The sequence below is a fragment of the Micromonospora sp. SCSIO 07396 genome, assembly GCF_053667945.1.
The window spans coordinates 6,947,501-6,973,066 of the sequence record NZ_CM132210.1; the positions used below are offsets into that span (position 1 = coordinate 6,947,501).

Annotated in this window: 12 protein-coding genes, 2 rRNA genes and 2 pseudogenes (1 of these 16 running past the window's edge); 9 read left to right on the top strand and 7 right to left on the bottom strand. The window is 72.5% G+C overall.

Annotation, left to right across the window (positions count from 1 at the left end; genetic code table 11):
• From ACWCHM_RS30555 to ACWCHM_RS30565, 3 genes are all read left to right on the top strand, one after another.
• A 23S ribosomal RNA gene (locus ACWCHM_RS30555) occupies window positions 1-2,489 on the top strand (it extends 622 nt beyond the left edge of the window).
• A gap of 98 nt (window positions 2,490-2,587) precedes the next feature.
• Window positions 2,588-2,704 (top strand): 5S ribosomal RNA (rrf, locus tag ACWCHM_RS30560).
• A gap of 420 nt (window positions 2,705-3,124) precedes the next feature.
• Window positions 3,125-3,751, top strand: coding sequence for an NADPH-dependent F420 reductase (locus ACWCHM_RS30565; RefSeq protein WP_454220875.1), 627 nt, complete (start codon window positions 3,125-3,127; stop codon window positions 3,749-3,751).
• 230 nt (window positions 3,752-3,981) lie between these two features.
• Here ACWCHM_RS30565 and ACWCHM_RS30570 read toward each other — a convergent pair whose 3' ends face one another.
• The 3 genes from ACWCHM_RS30570 to ACWCHM_RS30580 all read right to left on the bottom strand — a co-directional run bounded on the left by ACWCHM_RS30570 (window position 3,982) and on the right by ACWCHM_RS30580 (window position 9,908).
• A complete protein-coding gene (locus tag ACWCHM_RS30570; protein ID WP_454220876.1) occupies window positions 3,982-5,802 on the bottom strand; it encodes a VanW family protein in 1,821 nt (606 codons plus the stop codon).
• A 277-nt stretch (window positions 5,803-6,079) separates the two neighbouring features.
• Complete coding sequence (locus ACWCHM_RS30575) at window positions 6,080-8,620, bottom strand: fibronectin type III domain-containing protein (RefSeq protein WP_454220877.1); 2,541 nt, start codon at window positions 8,618-8,620, stop codon at window positions 6,080-6,082.
• Window positions 8,610-9,908 carry a polysaccharide biosynthesis protein gene (locus tag ACWCHM_RS30580; RefSeq protein ID WP_454220878.1) on the bottom strand — a complete coding sequence of 433 codons (1,299 nt, stop codon included), beginning with the start codon at window positions 9,906-9,908 and terminating at the stop codon, window positions 8,610-8,612. The genes ACWCHM_RS30575 and ACWCHM_RS30580 overlap by 11 nt, the downstream gene beginning before the upstream one ends.
• A gap of 148 nt (window positions 9,909-10,056) precedes the next feature.
• On the opposite strand from ACWCHM_RS30580, the pseudogene ACWCHM_RS30585 reads away from it, so the two are divergent.
• A pseudogene (locus ACWCHM_RS30585) lies at window positions 10,057-11,662 on the top strand (hypothetical protein); the annotation flags it as partial.
• 75 nt (window positions 11,663-11,737) lie between these two features.
• Window positions 11,738-11,932: a hypothetical protein gene (locus ACWCHM_RS30590; RefSeq protein WP_204957361.1), complete on the top strand. Its 195-nt coding sequence runs from the start codon at window positions 11,738-11,740 to the stop codon at window positions 11,930-11,932.
• Between the two features lie 131 nt (window positions 11,933-12,063).
• Here the strand turns inward: ACWCHM_RS30590 and ACWCHM_RS30595 are convergent.
• Window positions 12,064-13,209, bottom strand: a pseudogene (locus ACWCHM_RS30595) (glycosyltransferase family 4 protein); the annotation flags it as partial.
• 184 nt (window positions 13,210-13,393) lie between these two features.
• Here ACWCHM_RS30595 and ACWCHM_RS30600 point away from each other — a divergent pair.
• Window positions 13,394-17,614, top strand: coding sequence for an alpha-(1->3)-arabinofuranosyltransferase domain-containing protein (locus ACWCHM_RS30600; protein ID WP_454220879.1), 4,221 nt, complete (start codon window positions 13,394-13,396; stop codon window positions 17,612-17,614).
• On the opposite strand, the gene ACWCHM_RS30605 is transcribed toward ACWCHM_RS30600, so the two are convergent.
• The gene (locus ACWCHM_RS30605) at window positions 17,509-18,726 is read right to left on the bottom strand and encodes an acyltransferase family protein (protein ID WP_454220881.1); all 1,218 of its coding nucleotides are present in this window, start codon (window positions 18,724-18,726) and stop codon (window positions 17,509-17,511) included. The two genes, ACWCHM_RS30600 and ACWCHM_RS30605, sit on opposite strands and share 106 nt — an antisense overlap.
• A gap of 113 nt (window positions 18,727-18,839) precedes the next feature.
• Here ACWCHM_RS30605 and ACWCHM_RS30610 point away from each other — a divergent pair, with 113 nt between their 5' ends.
• From ACWCHM_RS30610 to ACWCHM_RS30620, 3 genes are all read left to right on the top strand, one after another.
• The gene (locus ACWCHM_RS30610; RefSeq protein WP_281902163.1) at window positions 18,840-20,021 is read left to right on the top strand and encodes a DUF3068 domain-containing protein; all 1,182 of its coding nucleotides are present in this window, start codon (window positions 18,840-18,842) and stop codon (window positions 20,019-20,021) included.
• 362 nt (window positions 20,022-20,383) lie between these two features.
• On the top strand, window positions 20,384-20,998 hold the full coding sequence (locus tag ACWCHM_RS30615; protein WP_454220883.1) for a DUF6230 family protein: 615 nt from the start codon (window positions 20,384-20,386) through the stop codon (window positions 20,996-20,998).
• 101 nt (window positions 20,999-21,099) lie between these two features.
• The gene (locus ACWCHM_RS30620; protein ID WP_454220884.1) at window positions 21,100-22,617 is read left to right on the top strand and encodes a DUF6114 domain-containing protein; all 1,518 of its coding nucleotides are present in this window, start codon (window positions 21,100-21,102) and stop codon (window positions 22,615-22,617) included.
• An 85-nt stretch (window positions 22,618-22,702) separates the two neighbouring features.
• Here ACWCHM_RS30620 and ACWCHM_RS30625 read toward each other — a convergent pair whose 3' ends face one another.
• Window positions 22,703-24,373, bottom strand: a complete 1,671-nt coding sequence (locus ACWCHM_RS30625; RefSeq protein ID WP_204957368.1) for a DUF885 domain-containing protein — start codon at window positions 24,371-24,373, stop codon at window positions 22,703-22,705.
• Between the two features lie 108 nt (window positions 24,374-24,481).
• A complete protein-coding gene (locus tag ACWCHM_RS30630; RefSeq protein WP_204957369.1) occupies window positions 24,482-25,558 on the bottom strand; it encodes a PHP domain-containing protein in 1,077 nt (358 codons plus the stop codon).
• Between the last annotated feature and the right edge of the window lie 8 nt (window positions 25,559-25,566).

The window sequence follows — 25,566 nt, forward strand, 5'->3', positions numbered from 1 at the left end:
GAGCCTTGCGGGGTGACGGCGTGCCTTTTGAAGAATGAGCCTGCGAGTTAGTGGCATGTGGCGAGGTTAACCCGTGTGGGGGAGCCGTAGCGAAAGCGAGTCTGAAGAGGGCGTTGTAGTCGCATGTTCTAGACCCGAAGCGGAGTGATCTAGCCATGGGCAGGCTGAAGCGCGGGTAAGACCGTGTGGAGGGCCGAACCCACCAACGTTGAAAAGTTGGGGGATGACCTGTGGTTAGGGGTGAAAGGCCAATCAAACTCCGTGATAGCTGGTTCTCCCCGAAATGCATTTAGGTGCAGCGTCGTGTGTTTCTTGCCGGAGGTAGAGCACTGGATGGTCTAGGGGGCCTACAAGCTTACCGAAATCAGCCAAACTCCGAATGCCGGTAAGTGAGAGCGCGGCAGTGAGACTGCGGGGGATAAGCTTCGTAGTCGAGAGGGAAACAGCCCAGATCACCAGCTAAGGCCCCTAAGCGTGTGCTAAGTGGAAAAGGATGTGGGGTCGCATAGACAACCAGGAGGTTGGCTTAGAAGCAGCCACCCTTTAAAGAGTGCGTAATAGCTCACTGGTCAAGTGGTTCCGCGCCGACAATGTAGCGGGGCTCAAGCACACCGCCGAAGCTGTGGCATTCACATGATACTTCGCATCTCCTTGATGGGGTGTGCAGGTGTGTGGATGGGTAGGGGAGCGTCGTGCCGGGGGTGAAGCAGCGGGGTGACCTAGTTGTGGACGCGGCACGAGTGAGAATGCAGGCATGAGTAGCGAAAGAAGGGTGAGAAACCCTTCCGCCGGATGACCAAGGGTTCCAGGGCCAGGCTAATCCGCCCTGGGTGAGTCGGGACCTAAGGCGAGGCCGAGAGGCGTAGTCGATGGACAACGGGTTGATATTCCCGTACCCGCGAAGGAGCGCCCGTGATGAACCTCGTTGTGCTAACCACCCAAACCAGCTGAGACCTTCGGGTTGAGGTTGGGGAGCGTGGGAACCTGGCGGGTAGTAGTCAAGCGATGGGGTGACGCAGGAAGGTAGCTGAGCCCGGCCGGTGGTTGTGCCGGGGTAAGCGTGTAGGCCGTGCCGTAGGCAAATCCGCGGTGCATTGAGGCTGAGACGTGATGCCGAGCCGATTCAGGTGAAGTCAGTGATCCTATGCTGCCGAGAAAAGCCTCTAGCGAGTTTCGAGCGGCCCGTACCCCAAACCGACACAGGTGGTCAGGTAGAGAATACCGAGGCGATCGGGCGAACTGTGGTTAAGGAACTCGGCAAATTGCCCCCGTAACTTAGGGAGAAGGGGGGCCGGAGACGTGAAGCCCCGTGCGGGTGGAGCGTTGTATGGCCGCAGAGAGCAGGGGGAAGCGACTGTTTACTAAAAACACAGGTCCATGCGAAGAAGTAATTCGATGTATATGGACTGACGCCTGCCCGGTGCTGGAACGTTAAGGGGACCTGTTAGCTCTTTCGGGGGCGAAGCGGAGAACTTAAGCGCCAGTAAACGGCGGTGGTAACTATAACCATCCTAAGGTAGCGAAATTCCTTGTCGGGTAAGTTCCGACCTGCACGAATGGCGTAACGACTTCCCCACTGTCTCAACCACAGGCCCGGCGAAATTGCAGTACGAGTAAAGATGCTCGTTACGCGCGGCAGGACGGAAAGACCCCGGGACCTTTACTATAGCTTGACATTGGTATCTGAATGGGCTTGTGTAGGATAGGTGGGAGCCGGTGAAACCTGTACGCCAGTATGGGTGGAGGCAATCTTGAAATACCACTCTGGTTGATTCGGGTATCTAACTTCGGACCGTTATCCGGTTCAGGGACAGTGTCTGGTGGGTAGTTTAACTGGGGCGGTTGCCTCCTAAAGGGTAACGGAGGCGCCCAAAGGTTCCCTCAGCCTGGTTGGCAATCAGGTGTTGAGTGCAAGTGCACAAGGGGGCTTGACTGTGAGACTGACAGGTCGAGCAGGGACGAAAGTCGGGACTAGTGATCCGGCACTTGCGTGTGGAAGCGGTGTCGCTCAACGGATAAAAGGTACCCCGGGGATAACAGGCTGATCTTCCCCAAGAGTCCATATCGACGGGATGGTTTGGCACCTCGATGTCGGCTCGTCGCATCCTGGGGCTGTAGCAGGTCCCAAGGGTTGGGCTGTTCGCCCATTAAAGCGGTACGCGAGCTGGGTTTAGAACGTCGTGAGACAGTTCGGTCCCTATCCGCCGTGCGCGTAGGATACTTGAGAAGGGCTGTCCCTAGTACGAGAGGACCGGGACGGACGAACCTCTGGTGTGCCAGTTGTCCCGCCAGGGGCACGGCTGGTTAGCTACGTTCGGAAGGGATAACCGCTGAAAGCATCTAAGCGGGAAGCCTGCTTCAAGATGAGGTATCCCACCCACCTTTGGTGGGGTAAGGCCCCCAGCTAGACGACTGGGTTGATAGGCCGGAAATGTAAGCTCGGTAACGGGTTGAGTTGACCGGTACTAATAGGCCGAGGACTTGATAACAAGGCTGCTACGCGTCCACTGTGCAACTCTGAACAAACACCGAACAACCCCCCACACGCGTGTGTGGGTGTGTGTGTTGTTTGATATGTTCATAGTGTTACGGCGGTCATGGCGGAGGGGAAACGCCCGGTTACATTCCGAACCCGGAAGCTAAGCCCTCCAGCGCCGATGGTACTGCACTCGGGAGGGTGTGGGAGAGTAGGACACCGCCGGACAATCTTTCGGTCGAGGCCGGCCCCGTGACGGGGCCGGCCTCGACTGCTGTCCGCACCCATTCACCCGCGACACCCCCTCCAGCTGCGTTGAGGCCACATCCCCTGGTGACCGTCCGCCCCGACGCCCAGGAAGCCACCCGGGTACCGGCGGTTGCGGGCATCGGCGGTGTCCGCCAGGCGTGGGACCGACGCCAGAGGTGGGGCGGGTACCGGCAGGGGCTGCCGACGTTCGGTGAATCGGCCCGGACGACGCCCGTGACCTCGTACCGTCGATGCGGGACCTGGCTCCCGGGCCCGCGCCGGGTCCGCGACGACGTGACGTGGTGCACGCCCCGACCGCAATCGGAGCGGACCTGTCGGGGTACCTGCTGACCGTAGGACCGGAACTGACCGTCGGGACCGGCGGAGGCAGGAGTGGTCATGAAGATCGGAATCATTGGTTCGGGGCACATCGGTGGCACCCTCACCCGGCGGCTGAGCGCCCTGGGGCACGACGTGACGGTCGCCAACTCGCGTGGCCCGGAGAGTCTCACCGAACTGGCCCGGGAGAGCGGCGCGACGGCCGGCACCGTGGAGCAGGCCGTCCAGGACGCCGAGCTGGTCGTGGTGGCGATCCCGCTGTTCGCGGTGCCCACGCTGCCGGTGCAGCCGTTCGACGGCAAGATCGTGGTCGACGCCAACAACTACTACCCGCAGCGTGACGGCGACATCGCCGAACTGCTCGACCGCAGCCTCAGCTCCAGCCGGTGGACGGCCGACCATCTCAAGGGCGCCCGGGTGGTGAAGACGTTCAACAACATCCAGGCGGCGCATCTGATGGACCACGGCAAGCCGGCCGACGCCGGTGACCGGATCGCGCTGCCGGTGGCCGGGGACGACACCGACGCCAAGCAGCTCGTGATGCAGCTCGTCGACGCGATCGGCTTCGACCCGGTCGACGCGGGCACCCTCGACGAGAGCTGGCGGCAGCAGCCCGACACCCCCGTGTACGGCACCGACCGGGACGCCGAGGGCGTCCGGCAGGGCCTCGCCGAAGCCCGCCCCTGACCTGCCACGTCGGCGGGTCACGGCCGGGCGGCACCGCCACCCACCACCGCAGCGACTCCCTCCGCCGGGAGGCACCGGGTGCCGGGCCGGCCCGGATGTCCGGCAGGCACCGCGTACCCGGGGGACACACCGCGTACCCGGGAGACACCGAGCCCCGCCGGCTGATCAGCCGGCGGGGCTCGGTCGTGTCCGGGGTGGTACCCCCGGCCCGGAGCGGGTCGAGGCGCGGGTCAGGGTTTGGAACCGCAGACGAAGTTGGGTTCGGGGTCGTAGGTCCAGCTGAACTTCTCCCGCTTGACGACCTTGCCATCCTTCTTGATCACGCGGAAGGCGTCCTGGGTGAAGCCGGTGCTGCCGGCGGCGGCGATGCAACTCGGGCCGGGCTCCAGGTAGACCGTCCTCGGCGAGGTGATGTTGCGGCGCGGGCCGTACTCGGTCTTCACGCTGTCGTAGATCTTGGTGCTCCACATCGACACGGTGATCGTGTCCGAGGTGTACGCGGTGTCGATCAGGACCCCGTACGGCGTGTTGTTGCGGAACTTGAAGTCCAGGTCCGGCCAGAAGATCGTCGACTCGATCACCGCCGGGTAGCGGCTGAAGTAGAACGAGTGCGGCTTGTGCTCGACGTCCTCCAAGCCGGCGTAGTAACTGGCGTTGAAGAGCGTGGTGGTGAACTGGGAGACACCGCCACCCACCCCGGGAACCAGCTTGCCGCCGAGGATCACCGGAGCGTCCTTGTAGCCCTGGTCGTAGCCCCGCTCGCCGGTGTGCCCGTTGAGCGAGAACGTCTCCCCGGGCTTGACGATGGTGCCGTCCACGTCCTTCGCCGCCTGGATGATGTTCTGGCTGCGGGGCGAGGAGAGCCCACCGGGGAACTTCGTGGAGAAGGTGGAGACCCGCTCCTTGATGCCCAGTTCGGCCAGCTTCGCCTCGGTCAGCTCCGGCTCGGCCTCCTTGAGCTGCCCGGTGACCGTCCGGCCGTTCGGCTTCGGCAGCACCGCCAGCAGGTCCCGGCTCAGCGCCGCCGCGTCGAGCTGCTGGCCGGCCCGGCCCGGCACCACCTTCGGCTTGCCGCCCGAGATGGTCAACCCGGCGTCCTTGGGCGTCGACTCGATCGCGGTCAGCTTGCTGCCCAGCGCCGACCGGAGCCGCTTCACGTCGACCTTCGGCGTCAGCTTCCCCTCGTCGTCGGCCGAGAAGCGCAACGACCGGGCGATCGCCGCCGGCGGCACGCTGACCGAGCCCTTGGTGGAGGTGATCGTCACCGGTGCGGCGACCGCCGGCTTCGCCAGCTCGGCGATCATCCGGTCCACCTCCTCCCGGGTGGTCACCGGGTTCTTCTCCACCACCGGCACCGTCACCGGCTGGCCGGCCAGCCAGCCCGCGCGGACCACCCGGGCGGACTGCTCCGGGTCCAGGGTCAGGCTCGGCTTCGGGTAGACCGGCTTCGGCGTGGTGCCGGTGAAGATGATCGCCGGCATGGTCATGTCCCGGCCCTGCTCGCCGAGGACCTGCCGCAACGCCGCGTCCAGCTTGGTGGCGTCGACGGTCACCACCGGGTCGACCGAACGGGAACCGAACAGCCGGTCCACCGGGTGCGCCTGCGCGTCGGTGGCGGCGGCGACGGTGGCGTCCACGTCCACCGTCAGGCCGACGTCGGCGGGTTTGATCTCCGCCCGGTTCTCGCCCACCACCACGGTCAACGGCGCGTCGAGCGTCGCGGCCCGCTTCTGCAACTCGGCCCGCAGCTCCCGGGCCGCGTCGGCCCGGCTGCGGCCACCCAGCTCGGTGCCGAGCACGCTGGTGCCGCGTGGGACGTCCCCGGCGTACGCCCAGGCGCCCGCGCCGACCACCCCGGCCAGCACCGCGGCGGTCACCCCGGCGGCGAGCAGCACCCGGCCGCGCCGCCACCACGGCCCCGGTCCGGAACCGGGACCTGCGGGCCCACCGGGCGGTGGGGGATCGTCCTCGGACGGCCAGCTCACCGCGGTGACCTGCACCGTGGGGCGGTCGTCGGAGACCGGTTTGTCGCCGTACAGGGTCACAGCCACCTCGATCGGACGTACCACGTGGGGGGTTGCGGGCCCCCAGGGACACCTACGGTAGCCAACCGCACGGCCAGCCGACAGCGTGCGTCCGGCCATCCTCACCGCCGCGTGTCGCGGCCGGTCACACGGTGTATGAGCGTTCGTGGCACGGTGTCCGGATGAGCGCCAGGTGGCCGCCGTACGGGGGCGGACGAATCGACCGTGGTGCGGTGTTCCGCCGGGACCCGCAGTGGTCGGCGGCACAGTCGCCCGCCACCCGGATCGCGCCACCGGCCGGTGCTCAGCGGATGCGGACGCCGACGGCCGGGGTCGGTGGCCCGTCGTCCCGCCCGTCGGTCACGGCGACCCGGAACCGGTAGTCGTGCCCCCGGGTCAGCAGCACCGCCGTGTGCCGGGCGTCCCGCACCGGGTACGGGTCGGCCCGCCACGGCTCCCCGGCGGTGACGTCGCGCCACTGCACCCGGTAGGCCAACCCCGGCCCGGCAGGTTGCCAGGTCAGTCGGGCCTCACCGGCGTCGACGGCGGTCACGACGAGACCGGTGGGGGTGGGCAACCGCGGGGTGGCCCGTACCGGCACGCTGCGTGGGCCCGGGCCGGCCTGGTTCGTCGCGGCCACCGTGAACTCGTACTCGTGGCCGTTGCGCAGCCCCGCCACGACGGCCCGGGTGCCCCGGGTGGGGATCTCGTCGACGGTGAAGTCGCGTTCCCCGGCGGTGACGTCCCGCCGGTGGACCCGGTGCCAGCCGTCCGGCACCGGCGAGAGCCAGGTCAGCTCGACGCTGCCGACACCGGCCTTGGCGCGCAGCTGCCGGGGGGCGTCGGCGGGTGCGGTGAACCGGGCGCGGGCCCGCACCGGCGTGGACCGGGTCCCCTCGCCGCCGCCGTTCACCGCGCTGACCGTGAACTCGTACTCGTGGCCGTGTTCCAGGTGCCGGGCGAGGTGCCCGGCGGTGGTCTCCAGCGCGGGCGGGCCGTACTCCCGGGTGCCGGCGATCAGGTCCCGCCGGTACACCCGGTAGGAGACGCCCGGCCCGAGGGTGCGCCAAGCCAGCCGGACGGTGCCGTCGGGCTGCCCGGCGGCGACCAGGCCCGACGGTGGCGCGGGTGGGGTGACCAGGGCGGTGACCCGGACCGGGGCCGAGGGTGGGCTGTCGCCGCCACCGCCGACCGCGACCACGGTGAACTCGTAGCGGTGCGCGTGCCGCAGGAACGCGACGGTGGCGGTGGTGCCGGTGAAGGTGCCGACCGCGTCGTGTTCCCCGGTGTCCAGGTCGTGCCGGTACACCCGGTAGAGCTGGACGAAGGGCACCGGTTGCCAGCTCAACGCGACGTCACCGGCCCGGCCCGGCACCGCCCGCAGGCCGCCCGGCGGTGGCGGGGGCGGCACCGTGGCGGTGACCCGGCCGGGCGGTGAGGGCGGGCCCTCGCCGCGCCGGCCCACGGCGCTCACCCGGAACTCGTAGTCGTGCCCGTTGACCAGGAAGTCGGCCGCGAAGCGGGGCTCGTCGACCGGTTCGCCGATCCGGACGAAGTGGGTCTGACCGGCGGTGACGTCCCGCCGGTGCACCTGGTAGCGCAGTTCGTCGTCGATGGGTACCGGCGGCCAGGCCAGCTCGGCGGTGCCGGCGCCGCCCGGACGGGCGGTCACCGCCGCCGGTGGCGGGGGCAGCTCGGCCAGGTCGGGGCGGCGGCGGGGCCACGGCACCTCGACGAAACGGGGCCTGTAGAGGCCCGCGTCAGCGTAGGTGACCGCGTCGTCGACGTCGTTGACGTTGTAGGAGAAGAGCAGCCGGCCGGGACGGGCCAGCTCCGGGTGCAGGTCGACGTCGTAGACCAGGTGGCCGGCCGCCGTCTCACCGGCCCGGTGCAGGTAGTCCGGGCCGGTGAACGGGCCGGTCGGTGCGTCGGCCGAGTAGGCCACCAGGTCGCCGCTGAACACCAGGTTGTTCTCCTGGGTGACCAGCACGTACCGGCCGTCGACCCGCTGCACCCCGTAGGCGGTGCCGACGCCGCTGAGCAGCCGGGTCGAGGCGCGGTCGTCGGCGGACCAGCCGTTGCCGGTCCAGAACTCCCACCGGCCGGTCAGGTCGTCGCCGGCCACCCGGGCCAGGTGGGCGAACTTCGCCCCGCCGGCCGCCTCGGTGCCGTACACGTAGGTGTGGTCGCCGTCGCGGAGCAGCTCGGAGCCCCAGGAGACCCGGGCGGCCAGGGGCAGCGGGCGGACCCCGGTGGGGGTGAGCGCGGGCAGCGCGAACGTGGCCAGGGCGGTGCCGAGCAGGGTGTGGTCCAGCGGGCTGACACCGGTACGCCGGTAGCGGTGGACCAGCACCTGGAGGGTGTCGCCGGAGACGGTGGCGTCGCCGATCCAGGAGAACTCGCCGGGTGCCGTCGCGGGGATCAGGTCGCGCGGGTCGTCGGCGGTGCCGCCGTGCAGGGTCGCGGTGAGCTGGTCGCCCTGCTGGACGACCGCCGAGTTGTGCACGAACGGCGCGGTGCGGGGGCGGGAGCCGTCGGGGTGCACCGGGCCGAGGAAGGTGTCGGAGAACAGCCAGAGCAGCCGGCCGTCGGGCAGCCGTACCGAGGCCGTCCGGTCGGCGCCGTTCCACCGGCCGGAGGTGTCGCCGTAGTCGTCGAAGGCGGCGGTGAGCCGGGCGGCGGCCGTCCCGTCGTCGGGCCGGGCCGGGTGCGGCGTCGCGGCGGGTACGGCGGCGAGCACCCCGACCAGCCAGACGGCGAGCAGCCAGCGGGTCGGCCGGCGGACACCGGCACCGCCCCGGCCCACGTCGACCACCGCCACCAGAAACCCCCGTCTACCGGTCACCGACCCGTAGGGTGTCATGATCGACGGCGGGGGCGGTAGTCGTCGGCCGGGTGGACGTGGACGGTGCTGCCGGGGCGCGGTGGAGCGTCAGTACGCCGGTGACGGCGGCGGTGACCGCCGCGGTGGCCAGGGCGGCACCGGCGATCCCGGTGACGGTGTGCGGCACCACCGTGGCGGTCGCGGCCAGGAAACCCGCCGTGGAGATCCACAGTGGTGCCGAGGGCCACCGGGCCGCCGCGGCGACCCGGGCGTTGATCAGCACGAAGACCAGCGCGTACAGCGCCCCGGTGGCGGCGAACAGCGGTGCCAGACCGCCGTGGCGGGTGTACTCCGGGCCGCCGGCCAACCCGAAGGCCAGGCCACCGGCCAGGGTCGCGGCGAGCACCAGTGCCGCGCCGGCCGCCCCGACCAGCAGCAGCGCGGCCCGCAGGGTGCCCCGGTCGCCCCGGGCCAGCCGGGGCAGCGCGATCACCGTCACCACCTGGGGGGCCCACAACGCGCCCTTGGTGAGCACCGTGCCGACCGCGTACGTGCCGGAGGCGTCCGGGGGCAGGAACCGGCGGGCCAGCAGCAGGTCGGCGTACGACACGACGAGCATTGCCAGGGTGGCCCCGCTGGCGGTGAGCACCGTCCGGGTGGCCAGGGGCGGGGCGACCGGGTCCAGGCCCGCCCCCCGGTTGAGCCGGACCAGCAGTGCCAGCACCAGTACAGAGGTGACCGCCCCGGCCAGCAGCGCGCCGGTCAACCCGCCACCGGACGCCAGCCCGGCGATCATGCCGCCGTAGCGGCCGGCGGCGAGCAACGCCATCCCGCCGGCCAGCCGCAGGAAACGCTGGTCGCCCTGGAGTTCACCGAGCCACCGGCCGGCGGCCACCACGGCCACGGTCAGCACCCCGAGCAGCAGCACCGCCGGGCCGGTCAACCGCAGCCCGACGGCGGCGACCGGCAACGTCACGGCCAGCAGCGCGGTGGTCACCGCCACGGTCAGCAGGGTGGGGCGGGCGGTGCCGGCCCGACCGTGCCGGGCCCGGTGCACGGCCACCGCGATCTGCAGGCCGGTGCCGGCCACGCCGCCGATCGCGCCGAGCGCCAGCAGGGTGGCCAGCGCGCTCAGCTCGGCCGGTGCGAGGTGCCGGGCACCGAGGACCGGCACCACGTAGGCGAGCCCGTTGACGAAGACCCCGGCCAGGGTGACGGCCACCCCGGCGACGCCGATCCCGGCCGCCCGGCCCCCGGTGCCGTCGGTCGGCCCGCCCCCGGGTCGCCGGTGGTCCGCTGCTGTGCCCATCACCGCTCCGTGTCGCCGGCTCCGCCGGTGGTCCGCTGCCCCGCCCGTGATCGCCCGGGTCGGCGGCTCCGCCCGTCGCCAGCAGCGCAAGTACAGTGTCGCCACGCCGGCGTCGATCGCCGGGTCAGCCTAGTGAGGAGGTCAACCCCTGCGGGAGAGGCCGATCCTCGTCGTCACCGGGCTGGCCGTCACCGCACTGGTGCTGGCCCCGCTGGCCGCGCCCGGGTACGTGCTCGGCTACGACATGGTCTTCGTGCCCCGGCAGCCGTGGCGGGCCGAACTGGTCGCGCCGGTCGACTCGCTGCCCCGGGCGGTCCCGCTGGACGCGCTGGTCTCGCTGGCCAGCCAGGCGGTGCCGGGGTGGCTGCTGCAACGGCTGGTGCTGGCCGGGGTGCTGCTGCTCGCCGCGACCGGGGCCGGTCGGCTGGTGCCCGCCCGGCGGCCGGTGGTCCGGGTGGTCGCCGCGGTCGGCTACGCGTGGACGCCGTACCTGGCGGAGCGGCTGTTGATCGGGCACTGGGGGTTGCTGCTGGCGTACGGGGCGCTGCCCTGGCTGGTCGACGCCGCGATCCGGGTGCACCGGCCGGGCGGGTTGCGCCGGTTGGTGCTGGCCGCGTTGCCGGCCGTGGTCACCCCGACGGGTGGCCTGGTCGCCCTGGTCACGGTCGCCGTGCTGGTCGCCCGACGGGGTGCCGCCCGGACGACCGCGCTGGCCGTCGGCGCACTGCTGCTGCTGAACCTGCCGTGGCTGGTGGTCGCCGGGTTCAGTGCGGCGGACGCCCGGTCCGACCCGGCCGGGGTGGCCGCGTTCGCGGCGCGGGCGGAGAACTGGAGCGGGGTGGTCGGTGCGCTGGCCGGCACCGGCGGGATCTGGAACGGGCAGACCGTCCCGGCGAGCCGCGCGTCGCCGTTGACCCCGCTGGCGACGGTGGTCCTGCTGGTGCTGGCGGGGTACGGCCTGCGGGAGTTGCGCCGGCGGTGGCCGGCCGGGGCGGCGGACCGGCTCGTCGGGTTGGCGGTGGCCGGTTTCCTGGCCGCCCTGGCCGGGGCGCTGCCGGGCGGGTCGGCCGGGCTGGGGTGGCTGGTGGCGACGGTGCCCGGGGCCGGGGTGCTGCGCGACGGGCAGAAGCTCCTGGTCCCGTACGCGCTGCTGCTGGCGCTGGCCGCCGCGCTGGGGGCGGAGCGGCTGGCCGATCGGGTCGCCGCCCGGGGTGCGCCGGGCGGTGCCGGTGCGGTGCTCGTCGCCGTGCTGCTGCTGCCCGTGGTGGTGCTGCCCGACCTGGCGTTCGGTGCGGCGGGCCGGCTGCGTCCGGTGGCGTACCCGGCGGACTGGGACGCGGTGGCCCGGCGGCTGGACGGCCGGTCGGGGGAGGTGCTGTCGCTGCCGTTCGGGGCCTACCGGGCGTACCCGTGGAACGACGGTCGGACGGTGCTGGACCCGCTGCCCCGCTACGTCGACGCCGACGTGCTGGTGGACGACACGCTGTGGGTGGGGTCGACGGCGGTGCGGGGGGAGAACCCGCGGGCCGCCGAGGTGGGCCGGGTGCTCGCCGCCGGTGACCCGGTCGCCGCGACCGGGGTGCGGTGGGTGGTGGTGCAGCGGACCGTCGGTGGCCGGGTGGACCCGGCGACGCTGGCCGGGTTGCGCGAGGTGTACGCCGGGCCCGACCTGACCCTGTACGAGAATCCCGCCGGCCGGTGACCGGCCGGTCGCCGCCTGTTTCCCCTGCCTGCCGGGCCGGTGGTTGATCGTCCGCGGGGCCCTCCCGGCGTTGGCTACTTGGTGGTAACGTGCCGCGCACGCAGCTCACGAGGAGGAATACAGCACCATGCGCAGTGCTCTCTCGTTGGTTCTGGTCGCGGTGGCCGCGATCGCTCTGGGTGCCTTCGGCACGGTGGCGTTGGCCACCAGCCTGACCGGCACGTCGGCGGCCGAGGCGGCGAAGGCCGAGCAGGCCGCCCGCACCGAGTCCGGCGGCGGCAACGGTGGTGCCAACCGGCCGCTGGTCTACGGCACCAGGTAGGACCGTTCCACCTGCCCGGCCGGTGACCCCGCCGGCACCGTCGACCCTGACTGTCCTGTCTGCTCCGACCGTTGCGCCGGTGTGTCCGCCGGCCCCGACCGCTCGACCGGCGTCCCCGCCGGACCGTTCGCGGCTCTCGTCACGAGGGCCGCGAATTTTTCGCCCGAGACGGGCCAGGTGAACCGGGCGGCGTGGGCGCGGGCCGCCGCGCCCATGGTGGCCCGGTGGTCGTCGTCGGTCAACAGCCGGCGCACCTTGGCCACGAAGTCGTCGACGTCCTCGGCGAGCAGGCCGGTCTCACCGTCCACCAGGGATTCCTCGACCCCACCGGCGCCCCGGAAGGCGATCGTCGGGGTGCCGACCGCGCCGGCCTCGACGATGGTGAGCCCCCAGCCCTCCTTGAGCGACGGGGTGAGCGCCACCCAGGCCGAGGCGAGCAGCTGCCGCTTGTCGGCGTCGGAGACGAAGCCGGTGAACCGGACCCGGTCGGTGAGGCCCAGCTCGGCGGTGGTGTGCCGCAGCTGCGCCTCCCACCAGCCCTGCCCGGCCACGGTCAGGGTCAGGCCGGGCAGTTCGTCGCCGAGCGCGGCGAGGGTCCACAGCGCCACCTCGACCTGCTTGTGCGGGACCAGCCGGCCGAGCACCACCAGCGACGGCTCCGCCGAGCGGGGCACCGGGCCGACTCTCATGTCCGGGGTGCCGTTGTGCACGATGTCGACCCGGGCCGGGTCGATGCCGAGGGTGGCCAGTTCGTCGCGGGTGGCGGCGGAGACGGTGACGTACCGGCAGCGACGGTAGACCCGGGGGGCGAGCCAGGACTCCACCCACCAGCCGAACCGGGCCAGCCCGGGGCCGAGCACCACCGGCCACTGCTCGCGGTGCACGTGGTGCACCAGCGCGATGACCGGTCGGCGGGCGTAGAGGGCGGACAGGAACGGCAGCCCGTTGCCGACGTCGACGATCAGGTCGGGTCGGCCGCCCCGGCGGCGGCTCAGCGGGCCGAAGCCGAGCGCCCCGGCCAGGTACGCCAGCGCCGCCCGGAGGTAGACGGTGTGCCGGCCACCGCGCCGCAGCACGCGTACGCCGTCGGGGGTGGTCTCCTCGTCGGGACCGGCGGGGTGGGTGGCGCAGAACAGGGTGGCCCGGTGGCCGCGGCGGACCAGTTCGCCGGCGATCCGCTCGACGTAGACCTCCGATCCGCCGCCCTCCGGATTGCGGGTGTCCCGCCAGTTGAGGAACAGAACGTGCCTGGTGGTGGCGGCAGCGGGTGCGTCCAACACTCAACTCCTACTGCCGAGTAGTCTTCGCGGTCGCGTCACACTATGGGCTGCGTCACGCACGTCGCAATGCCCGATCGGAGGCGAGATGCAGCAGTCGCCGGGCCGTCCGGGGGCGGCCGAGGGGCCGGACGACACATCGAGCACGGTGTGGCGTGCGCGCTTGGTGGCGGTGTGTCTGGCTTTGTCGGCACTGGCGTTCCTCCAGGACCCCGGCCTGATCGCCATCGACACCAAGGTCGACCTGGCCATCGATCCGGCCGGATGGCTGACCCGGGCCCTGCACGTCTGGGACCCGGACGGCACCTTCGGGCAGTTGCAGAATCAGGCGTACGGCTACCTGTGGCCGATGGGACCGTTCTTCCTGCTCGGCAAGCTGCTCGCCGTACCGGCGTGGGTGGTGCAGCGGTTGTGGTGGGCGCTGCTGCTGACGGTGGCCTGCGTCGGCGTGGTCCGGCTCGCCGAGCGGCTGCACGTCGGCACCCCGTGGGCGCGGCTGCTCGCCGGTGCCGCCTTCGCGCTCTCCCCCCGGCTGCTCACCGAACTCGGCCCGATCTCGGTGGAAGCGTGGCCCAGCGCGCTCGCCCCGTGGGTGCTCGTCCCGCTGGTCGGCCTGGTCGACGGGGTGCCGCTGCGTCGGGCGGTCACCCGGTCGGCCCTGGTGGTGGCCTGTGCCGGTGGGGTCAACGCGACAGCCGTACTGGCCGTGGTGCCGCTGGCCGCGCTCTGGCTGCTCGGCCTGCACCCGTTCCGGCTGCGGGTGAAGGCGCTGGCCGCCTGGGGGCTCGCGGTGGGTGCGGCGACCGCCTGGTGGCTGGTGCCGCTGCTGCTGCTCGGCCGGTACAGCCCGCCGTTCCTCGACTACATCGAGACCGCGCCGGTGACCACCACCCCCACCGACACCACCACCGTGCTGCGCGGCGCCTCGCACTGGCACGCCTACCTCACCGGCGCGTACGGGCCGCCGTGGACAGCGGGTTGGCGGCTCGCCACCGAACGTCCCCTGGTGGTCGCCACCCTGGTGGTCGCCGGGCTGGGCATCGCCGGGCTGGCCCGCCGGGGCATGCCGTACCGGCGGTTCCTGGTCACCGGGCTGCTGGTCGGGCTGGCCCTGGTCGGGCTCGGGCACCTCGGCCAGCTCGACGGGTTCGGCGCGCAGACCCAGCGCACCTTCCTCGACGCGGCCGGCGCGCCGCTGCGCAACGTGCACAAGTTCGACGTGGTGCTCCGGCTGCCGCTCATCCTAGGCCTGGCCCACCTGGTCGGGCTGGTGCTGCGGGCCGCCCGCACCGGCGACCGGCCCGAACTGGCCGCTCTGCTGCCCCGGGCGCTGCAACCGGTCCGGCTGCGTGCCGGCCTGGTCACCGGCACCGCCCTGGTCGCGGTCGCCGCGGTGGCCACGCCCGCGCTCGGCGGTGGGTTGGCCGCCCAGGGCAGCTTCGCCGGGGTACCCGGCTACTGGCGGGAGGCGTCGGACTGGCTGGACCGGGCCGTCGGCGACGACCGGGTGCTGGTGGTGCCCGCCGCCCGGTTCCCCCGCTACCTGTGGGGCAGCCCCAGCGACGAGATCACCCAGCCGTTGTCTGACCGGCCGTGGGCGGTGCGCAGCTCGGTGCCGCTCACCCCGCCCGGCACCATCCGGCTGCTGGACACCGTCGAGTCGGCGCTGGCCGACGGGGAGGGTTCCGCCGGCCTCGCCGACCTGCTCGCCCGTTCCGGGGTGAAGTACCTGCTGCTGCGCTCCGACCTCGACTACGGCCGCAGCGATGCCGTCCGGCCGGTGGTGGTCCGGCAGGCGCTGCTGCGCTCCGCCGGTATCGAGCCGGTGCGCGGATTCGGTCCCGAGGTCGGCGGGGGCCGGCTGCCCGGCAACGTCGTCGACCGGGGACTGGACGTCGCGGTCCGGGCCTTGGAGGTGTACGAGGTCCGCCGCGACGTCGACCGGGTCGTCGCGTACGACGCCGCCGACCTGACCACGGTCGTCGGCGGCCCCGAGTCGCTGCTGCCGCTGGCCGCCGCCGGCCGGCTCTCCGCCGCGCCCACCGTGCTCGCCGGGGACCGCCCGGCCGGGCTGGACGCGTCGTCGGTGACGCTCACCGACGGGTTGCGCCGCCGGGAGGTGGCCTTCGGGCAGCAGCACGACAACGCCTCGGCCACCCTCACCGCCCGGGACCGCCCCCAGCTCGACGCCCCGGCCCGGGACTACCTGCCGGAGTGGGCCGACGGGGAGTCCACCGTGGTGCGTTACCTCGGCATCGGCGGGGTGACCGCGTCCAGTTCCTGGTCGCAGGCGCAGCCGCTGGGCGGGGGACGCCCCGAACACCAGCCGTACGCGGCAGTCGACGGCGACCTGAGCACGTCCTGGCGGTCCGCCCCGGGAACCAGCGCGCCGGGGCAGTGGTTCGAGGTGGAACTGGACCGGCCGCAGGTCGTGCGGCAGGTGCGGATCACCTTCGACACCGGGGCGGACTCGCTGCCCACCAGGATCACCGTGACCGCAGGCCGGCAGCAGAGCACCGTGCAGACCGCCGGACAGACCGTCGAGGTGCCCCTGCCCGACGGCTACCCCACCCGGTTCGTCCGGGTCACCGTCGAGCAGGTCTTCGACGTGCGGGCCGGCTTCGGCGGGGTGGGCATCGCCGAACTCGTCATCCCCGGTGTCGAGGCCGCCCGGACCCTGGTCGTGCCGGACCCGCCGGCCACCGACCGGCCGGCCACGATGGTGTTCGTCGCAGCCCCGGCCATCCCGGCGTGCGTCTTCGACGAGGGCCGGCCGATCTGCGCCGGGGCGATGGCCCGCGCCTCCGAGGACAGCGACCGGATCGACCGCACCGTACGGTTGCCGGTCGGCGCGGACCACCGGGTCGCGCTGTGGGCCCGGCCCCGGCCCGGCGGGGCGCTCAACGCGCTGCTCGATCCCGGTGGGGCGGCGGCGGTCACCACCGGGGTCACCCCGACCGTGGCCGCCTCGACCGTCGGCGTGTCCCACCCGAGCGCCCGCCCCGGCGCGGTGGTCGACGGGAACCCCGCGACCATCTGGTACGCCGCCGACGCCGACCGGCAACCGTGGCTGCGGTTGACCTGGCCGAAGGCGCGTACGGTCAGCGGGTTGCGGATCACCCTGCCGCCCGGTGCGGCGGCGGCCCGCCCCTGGCGGGTCACCGTGCTCGGCGACGAGGGGATGCGCGGCGGGGTGCTCGACGAGGGCGGCACGCTGCTGTTCGACAGGCCGATGCGCAGCGACGACCTGACCGTGCTGATCGCCGACGTGGTGCCGACGGCGTCGTACGACCCGTACCGGCGGGTGACGCAGGACCTGCCGGTGGGGGTGGGTGAGCTGACCGTGCTACCGGACGGCCCGGCCACCACGGTGGACCCCGCGAAGCGGGTGACCCTGCCCTGCGGCACCGGCCCGACGGTGACCGTGGCCGGTGGGCAGCGCCGGACCGCGCTGGTGGCCAGCCGACGGGACCTGCTGGAACTACGCGAGGTGCCGGCGGTGCTCTGCGGTCCGGCCGCGAGGACGCCGCTGCGGCTGGCCGCCGGGGAGAACCGGGTGGTGGCGGCGGGGACCCGGCTGACCGTACCGACCCGGCTCGCCCTCACCCCGACGGGCGGGGCCCCGACCCCGGCGGTGCCGGCCGGCGGCACCGCGGCCGGCACCGGTACGAGCGACGCGACCGGCGGACCCCGACCACCCGGAGCGACCCGGACGGTGCTGCGGGTCGACGAGTGGACGGCCACCCGTCGGGTGCTGCGCCTGGAGAGCTATCCCGGCCAGCGGGTGCTGGCGTTGCGGGAGAACGCCAACGCCGGTTGGGTCGCCACCGCAGGCGGCCGGACGCTCACCCCGTTCGTGGTGGACGGCTGGCAGCAGGGCTGGCTCGTCCCGGCCGACGTGGCCGGTACGGTGACGCTCCGGTTCGCCCCCGACCGGGGGTACGTGCTGGCGCTCGGGGCCGGGGCGGTGCTGCTGGCCGGGGTCGCCCTGCTGGCGGTGCTGCCGTCACGGCGTACCCCGGGGGCGGTGGTGCTGCGGCGGCGGCGCGGGCGGGTGCTCGCCGCGCTCGTCGGCGGCGGGGCGTTGCTGTCGTTCGGCGGGCCGGCGGCGGTCGGGGTGGCGCTGACGGTGGTGGCCGTGGTGCTGGCCGGGCGGGCGTTGGAACCGCACCTGCACCCGCCGGACCGGCGCGGTATGCACCGGCTGCGCCGGGCCACCGTGCGCTGGCTGCCGGTGGCGTGTTTCGCGGTGGCCGGCTGGTGGGCGGCGACCCGGGGCGGGCACACCGCCTGGCTGCCTCAGTTGGCTGCGGTCGCCACCGCCACCCTGCTCTGGCTGTCGCTGGTGCTGCGCCGACGTGGCCACCGGCCACCCCAGCGCTGGAAGGGGCGCTCCACCGCGTAGTAGCTGACCGCCGCGAGGACCAGCCCACCGGCCACGGTGAGGGCGAACGTGCCGAGCGGGTCACCGGTGAACTCCGGCCGGCCGTCGAGCAGGTAGATCCCCTCCAGCACGAACGGGTGCCAGAGGAACAGCCCGTAGGACACCCGGCCCAGCCACCGGCCGACGATGCTGTCGAAGACGCCCTTGGTGCGGGTCTGCGGCCCGAACGCCACCGGCACGATCAGCAGCACCGCGACCACCAGGTAGAGCACGAGCTTGGTGGCGAACTGGCCGGCGGTCGGCTCGGCCAGGTCCCGGGGGCCGGTGACCGGGGTGGTGGCGACGGCCAGCGCGCCCAGGGCGATCGTCCAGCAGGCCAGCGGGGCCCGACCCAGGTCGTCCAGGAAGCGCCAGCGCCCGCCCCGGCCGGTGCGCAGCGCGACCTGCGCGCCGGCCAGGGCCATCCCGGCACCGAACCAGCCGGCGTACGAGGGCAGCCACATGGTGTGCAGGCCGAGGCTGAGCAGGCCCGACCCCATCAACGCCACCCAGCCGCCGGTGACCACCGTCGCGGCCACCGCGATCCGCAGCACCCCGTCCGGGTGGGCCGACGTCGGTGTGCCCGGTGTCCGTCGCCGGCTGAGCAGGAGGACCGCCAGCACCGGCAGCAGCAGGTAGAACGTGACCTCGGTGGCCAGGCTCCAGGTCTGGCTGAGCCCGTGCCGCAGCTGCCCGTGCTGGTAGATCTGGGTCAGCGTGAGGTGCCGCAGCCAGTCACCTGTCGACGCCTGCCGGTTCTGTGGCAGCGCCAGCAGGCAGACCACCACTGCCACCCAGTAGGCGGGCAGGATGCGGGTGGCCCGTCGCCACAGGTAGCGGCCGGTTCCCGGGGGCCGCTGGCCGGTTGCCCGCGCGTGCGCGTACGGCCGGAACAGCAGGAACCCGGAGAGGACGAAGAAGACCGCGACGCCCACGTCCAGTCGGGACAGCCAGGCCCCGACGGTGGTGTCGCCGGTGTTACGCCCGGTGGCGAAGCCGACATGGTGCCCCACCACGGCGAGTGCCCCGATCACCCGGACGGCGTCGAGGGCGGGCAGCCGTCGCAGGACCTGATCGGGAAGCGGGGCAGACATCAACCGTCCAGAGGGTCGCGGGGCTATGTGACTCGGGAGTAACCTGCGGCCAAGTTTTACATCCTCGATCTTCCGCCGGTAACCGGCTGACCGTCTTTGTTAGGGGAGGACCAGTGAAGACTCGCCTGGGTGCCGCGTTGTTCGGCATCGGCGTGCTGTCGCTCGCGGTCGCCGCGGGAACGGCGTACTACGTGGCGCCGTCGGTGACGAAGCTGCCGTACGACCTGACGTTCTGCGACGCGGACGGCAAGCCGGACGGGTGCCTGCGGGCGAGCGTCGCGATCGCCGACGACGCCACCTACATGCAGGTGCTCGACGGGAAGCCGACGATCCAGACCGGGCAGCTCAAGGCCACCACCGAGGTGGTGCCGCAGGCGGCGACGACCGAGAAGGAGATGACCGGCGACCTGCGGGGCGAGGCGGTCGTCTGGGACGTCTACGGCACCGTCGTGCGGACCGACAACGGCTCCGACGTCAGCAAGTACGCGGCCGAGTTCGCCCTGGACCGGGTCAGTGCCGCCGCCCGGGACTGGGACAAGCAATACCTGGACACCGACGGTCCGGGTGGCACCGACGACTCGGTGACCTTCGCCGGGCAGACCTACAAGTTCCCGTTCCGCGCCGAACGCCGGGACCACACCTTCTTCGACCGGGACCTGCGCCGGGGGCTGCCGATCGCGTTCGACGGCACCGAGCAGATCAACGGCACCGAGGCGTACCGGTACGTGCAGCGGATTCCGGAGACCGACCTGGTCACCCCGGAGGGTTCGCTGACCGCGTTGGCCGGTGCGCTGGCCCCGGGGGCGACCACCGGCAAGGTCACCTACAGCAACACCCGGACGATCTGGATCGAGCCGGTCAGCGGCAACTTCGTCAAGGTACGCGAGCAGCAGCGGAAGAACTTCGTGCCGAACCAGGGCAGCCCGGTGACCCTGCTCGACGCGGACTTCGTCTATGACGAGGCGACCATCGCCAACAGCGTGAAGTCGGCGGGCGTCACCCGGGACAAGCTCCAGCTGATCGGCCGTACCCTGCCGATCGGGCTGGCCGTCTTCGGTGGCCTGGTGCTGCTGCTGGGGCTCTGGTTGGTCGTCGCCGGGCGGCGTGCGACGACGGCCGGCGGCCCGGGTTCGGCAGGCGTCGCCCCGGCGGCCGACGTGCCGACCCGCGGCGGGAAGGCCGAGCCGGCCACGGTCGGTGGGCCGGCCGCCGGGCGGCCGGGCGGTCCGCTGACCGACGAGATCCCACCCGCGTCGACCAACTGGCGGACCGGCGACGGTTCCGGTACGCGCTGAGTCCACAGCGGTGTGCGGAGGGCGGGTCGGGTTTCCCGGCCCGCCCTCCGCGTCTGTCCGGTAACCGTCCGCATCCGTTGCGCAATCGTAACCTGTCGATGGTTTGTCAGCTCAGCGTGAGGATCGACGCCGGATTTGGCGGTATCTATCCGGTCGGCGGCGGGGAGTGGGTTGCACCCAGCGTGAACATGGCGACCGGTCCCGGCGATCGACGGTTACCGGTCGGTAGGTGGGGTCTTGTGAGCCACGCCTCAGCGGGTGCACCATCAGGCGCACATTCGTTACCCGTCGGTAACAGATCTTCCGGCCCGGTCGGCGGCCCGACCGGCTTCCACGACCGGCACCAGCCTGAGGAGGAATCCGTGCAGAATCGGACCGACGAGCCGGGGCGTACCCGGTGGCGGCGCTTCGCCGCGATGATGGTGCCCGCGACGGCCGCCGTGGGCGCCATCATGTTCGGCATGCAGAGCGGGGCCATCGCCTCCGACATCACCGTCTCCGGGCAGACCTTCAAGATCGGCGCCGAACGCCTGGAGGGCGACGGCTTCACCCAGTACGGCGGCATCGTCAAGGAGAAGAACGGCAAGGTCCACCCGGTCGCCCTCTCCGAGATCAGCAGCGCGCAGCTCTACAAGCTCTGCCAGTCCGTCCGCGCCGACCTGCCCGGCCTGCCGGTGGTGCTGACCATCAACGCCGGTGACGACAAGCCGGCCACCGCCAAGAACATGATGATCGCGATGGACAGCCTGGGCGGCAACGCCACCTTCACCAACATCCGCATCGGCCGGGACGCCACCGACCTCAACGCGTCGGCGCAGGCCGGCTCGTTCGGCCAGGACGCCCAGCACGTCACCATCACCGACCTGCGGCAGGTGTCCCGCTACACCACGGCGGCCACGTTCAACCTGACCGGCCTGCGGCTCAAGGTGAACGTCGGCGACGCCGCCAAGGGCAAGGAGTGCTTCGCGGACGAGTGAGCCGCGCCCGACGACGCCGGGCCGGACCCCTCTCGTCACCCCCGCCGGACGGCAGGGGCCCGGCCCACCCGACCCCGAACCCATCCGCCCAGGAGGAGCACGTGACAAGCGCGCAACCGCCGTACGCCCCGACCGGCCCCGGTCGCGGGTGGCGGAGCTTCCGCCGGTGGCGACGCAGCCGGCCGTTCTGGGGTGGCCTGCTCACCGTGCTCGCCGGGGTGGAGATGTTCGCCTCCACCAGGATGACCCTCAACGGGCTGAGCTTCTCCTCCGGCGCGACCGGGCTCTACTCGCTGCTCATCCCGATCATCCTGGTCACCTGTGGGCTGCTGCTCTGGTTCAGCCCCGGCCAGCGGCTGTTCTACTCGATCGTCGCGGCGGTCACCACGGTCTACTCCCTGATGGGCCTCAACCTCGGCGGGTTCTTCCTCGGTCTGCTGCTCGGCCTTGTCGGCAGTGCCCTCGGCTTCGCCTGGACCCCGGTCCGCCCCGCCCCACCGCCCGCCACCGACCCCGCCGCGCCGACCACCGCCGCACCCCACCCGGACGCCGACCCCGAGGCGGACGCCGCCCCCGGCGTCGACGGCGGGTTCGACGCCGACGGCCGGCTCGGCTTCTTCGGCGGCTCCGGAACTGACGCCACCACAGCACGCGACCCGGCACAGGACCCCGCAGGCGGGCGGGACCCGCGCCACCTCGGGGTCGCGCTGCTGGTCCTCGGCCTCGCCGCCGGTGCCCTGGTGGCCGCCGCCCCGGGGCCGGTACGGGCCGCCGCCCCGAAGCCGGTACGGGCCGCCGCGCCGCAGTCGGCACCGACCACCTGCGCACGGCCGATCCCCACCGGTACCGCCGCCCCGCGTCCCACGGCGAGCCGGACCGCGACCCCGACGGCCACCCCCGGCGCGGCCAGCCCGTCCCCGTCCTCGTCTCCGTCCCCGGACGGCAACCTGCTCACCGACCTGCTGCACGGCATCGGTGACCTGTTCACCGGCGGTGGGAGGACCGATCCGACCGCCACCCCGTCGGCGGGCCGCACCTCGCCGCCTGGGGCCGGGACGACCCCGAAGGCCACCCCCACCACCCGACCCAAGCCCAGCGCGACCCGCCCCCCGACCCGCTGCACCCCCGGGAAACCCGGCGGCCCCGGCACCGTACGGCCGGGACGGCCGCTGCCGAGGATCGCCCCCGAGCCGGGGCAGCCGAGGGTGGCCCGGCAGCCGTCCAAGCTGACCGGCACGCGGGTCACCATGACCGGGCTTCGGTTCGAGGGCATCGTCGAGCTGCCCACCGCCGACGGCACGCTGACGGCGTTGAAGTTCACCATGAGCCGGGCGGTCACCGCCGACTTCAGCCTGGTCGCGGACGGCCCGGCGGGCCGCCACCAGCGGTACGTCACCGACGAGTTGACGGTGCGGGGCGACGTCGCGTTCTACGCCACCCGGTTCGTCGGCACGCTGCTCGGCATCACCATCACGCTCACCCCGGACCTGCCGTTCCCCGACGGCATCCCGATCACCTCGCCGATCCCGATCACCTTCACCGACCCGGCGATCGACCTGGCGTTCGTCGACTCCGACACGCTGACCGCCCGACCGGCCCTGGCGTTGAGCCTCTCCTGACCCTGCTCCCACCCCCACGGTGTGTCGGGGGCGGGCATCCGCCCGCCCCCGACCACCCGTAACGCCCGCCGACCGGCGGTGCGGTTCAGAGCCGGGCCAGGGCCCGGCGCAGCGGGTCGAGCCCGAGCGCACCCAGGTCGAGCGCCTGCCGGTGGAACTCCTTCAGGTCGAAGTCGGCACCCTTGCGGGCCATCGCCTCCTCCCGGGCCTGGAGCCAGATCCGCTCGCCCACCTTGTACGACGGCGCCTGCCCCGGCCAGCCCAGGTAGCGGTTCAGCTCGAAGCGCAGGTTCTCCTCCGGCACCCGGCAGTGCGCCCGCATGAACTCCCAGCCCAGCTCCGGCGTCCACCGCTCACCCGGGTGGAAGCCGAACGGGTTGTCCCGGGGGATCTCCAGCTCCAGGTGCATCCCGATGTCGACGATCACCCGGGCCGCCCGGAACGCCTGCCCGTCGAGCATGCCGAGCTTGTCGCCCGGGTCCTCCAGGTAGCCCAGCTCGTCCATCAGCCGTTCGGAGTAGAGCGCCCAGCCCTCGCCGTGGCCGGAGACCCAGCACAGCAGCCGCTGCCAGCGGTTGAGCAGCTCCGCCCGGACGGCGGTCTGCGCGACCTGGAGGTGGTGCCCGGGAACGCCCTCGTGGTAGACCGTGGTCACCTCGCGCCAGGTGGAGAAGTCGGTGACCCCCTGCGGCACCGCCCACCACATCCGCCCCGGCCGGGAGAAGTCCTCACTCGGCCCGGTGTAGTAGATCGCCCCGTCGCTGGTCGGGGCGAGGCAGCACTCGATCCGCCGGACCTGCTCGGGGATGTCGAAGTGGGTGCCGTGCAGTTCGCTGATCGCCTTGTCGGCAAGCGCCTGCATCCAGTCCCGGAACGCCTCCTTGCCCTGGATGGTGCGGGCCGGGTCGGCGTCCAGCACGGCCACCGCCTCGTCGATGGTGGCACCCGGGCCGGCGATCCGGCCGGACACGATCCGCATCTCGGCCTCCAACCGGGCCAGTTCCGCGAACCCCCAGGCGTACGTCTCGTCGAGGTCGATCTTCGCGCCGAGGAAGTACTGCGAGGCCAGCTCGTAGCGTTCCCGGCCGGCGGCCTGCTTGTCCCGCCCCAGCGGAACCAGCTCGGTACGCAGGAACTGGCCGAACTCGGCGGTCGCCGCGGTCGCCGCCGCAGCGCCCCGGCGCAGCTCGGCACCGAGCGTGCCGTCGGCGTCCAGCCGCTGCACCAGCCCGTGGAAGAAGTTGTCGCCGTGCGGGTCCGTCCAGGTGTCGCACTGCTTGGCCACCTCGGTGAGCTGCACCTTGGAGCTGACCCGGCCGGCGGCGGCGGCCTCACGCAGCGTGGTCTTGTAGCCCTCCAGGGTGGCGGCGAACCGGTTGAGCCGGGCGGCGACGGCGGCCCGGCCCTGTTCCCCCTCGGTGGGCATCAGGTCGAAGACCATCCGGATCTCGTGCAGGCCGCTGGCGATGACGTTCACCTCGCTGGTGATCTCGCCCGCGTCGTGCCGGGCCAGTTCCAGCCCCAGGCGCTCCTGCATCGCCTCCTTGGCCGTCCGCTCCGCCTCGGACTCCGGCTCGGTCACGTCCAGGTCGGCGAGGGCGCGCCGGGTCAGTTCGGCGCGTGCCTCGTAACCGGCGGGCGAGAGGTCGTCGAGCTGGTCGTCGTAGCCGGCGATGCCGACGTAGGTGGCGCCGGTCGGGCTCAGCTGCGCCCAGTCGGCCACGTACCGGTTCGCGAGGTCATCGATTCGTCCCACGCTGCGACCCTACGTGACCGTCGCGAACGGCGTGATCGGCACATCGGAGCCGTCGTTGCGGTATCCCCTGCGCTTCCGGTACCGCAACATCGACCCCAAAGGAGTGGATCATCCCGAGGCGCGGGTGTGGGTCCAGTCGAGGAGCCGGTCGGCCGGCCAGGTGTTGACCACCCGGTCGGCGGGCACGCCGCACAGGGCTGCCCGGACGCAGCCGAACCGCTGCCAGTCGAGCTGCCCGGGGGCGTGCGCGTCGGTGTCGATGGCGAACCGGCAGCCGGCCTCCAGGGCGCGGCGGATCAGCCGCTTCGGCGGGTCCTGCCGCTCCGGCCGGGAGTTGATCTCCACGGCTACGTCGTGTTCGGCGCAGGCGGCGAAGACCGCGTCCGCGTCGAAGTCGCTCTCGGCCCGGGTCCGCGCCCGGTGCCCCTTGTCACCCGGGCCGGTCACCCCGGCGGGCCGGGACGACACCATCCGCCCGGTGCAGTGGCCGAGGATGTCCAGGTGCGGGTTGGCGACCGCGGTGAGCATCCGGCGGGTCATCCGGGCCCGCTCGTCACGCAGCCCGCTGTGCACCGAGCCGACCACCACGTCGAGCCGGGCCAGCAACTCCTCGTCCTGGTCGAGGGTGCCGTCGGCGAGGATGTCCACCTCGATCCCGGTGAGGATGCGGAACCCCTCGGGCAGCGCCGCGTTGACCGCCGCCACGTGGTCGAGTTGCCGGCGCAGCCGGTCGGCGGTGAGGCCCCGGGCCACCGTCAACCGGGGCGAGTGGTCGGTCAGCACCACGTACTCGTGGCCGAGTTCGACGGCGGCGAGCGCCATCTCCTCGATCGGAGACCCGCCGTCGGACCAGTCCGAGTGGGTGTGGCAGTCGCCGCGCAGCGCGGCCCGCAGCGCGCCGGCCGCCTCGTCGAGGTCGACGCCCTCGGTGGCGACCAGCCGGCGCAGGTAGACCGGTTCCTCGCCGGCCAGCGACTCGGTGACGCAGCGGGCGGTGACGTCGCCGACCCCGGGCAGGTCGGTGAGCGTGCCGGCCCGCGCCCGCTCGGCCAGCTCCGCCGCCGGCAACGCGGCCAGGGCGGTCGCCGCCGAGCGGAACGCGCGTACCCGGTAGGTGGCCTCGTTGGCCCGCTCCAGCAGGAACGCGATCCGGCGCAGGTCGGCGACGGGGTCTCTGGCGCTCATGGATGGCA

Coding starts and splice junctions, on each gene's coding strand:
- ACWCHM_RS30565 (WP_454220875.1), top strand. CDS start 3,125: ATGAAGATCGGAATCATTGGTTCGGGGCACATCGGTGGCACCCTCACC.
- ACWCHM_RS30580 (WP_454220878.1), bottom strand. CDS start 9,908: ATGGGCACAGCAGCGGACCACCGGCGACCCGGGGGCGGGCCGACCGAC.
- ACWCHM_RS30590 (WP_204957361.1), top strand. CDS start 11,738: ATGCGCAGTGCTCTCTCGTTGGTTCTGGTCGCGGTGGCCGCGATCGCT.
- ACWCHM_RS30605 (WP_454220881.1), bottom strand. CDS start 18,726: ATGTCTGCCCCGCTTCCCGATCAGGTCCTGCGACGGCTGCCCGCCCTC.
- ACWCHM_RS30630 (WP_204957369.1), bottom strand. CDS start 25,558: ATGAGCGCCAGAGACCCCGTCGCCGACCTGCGCCGGATCGCGTTCCTG.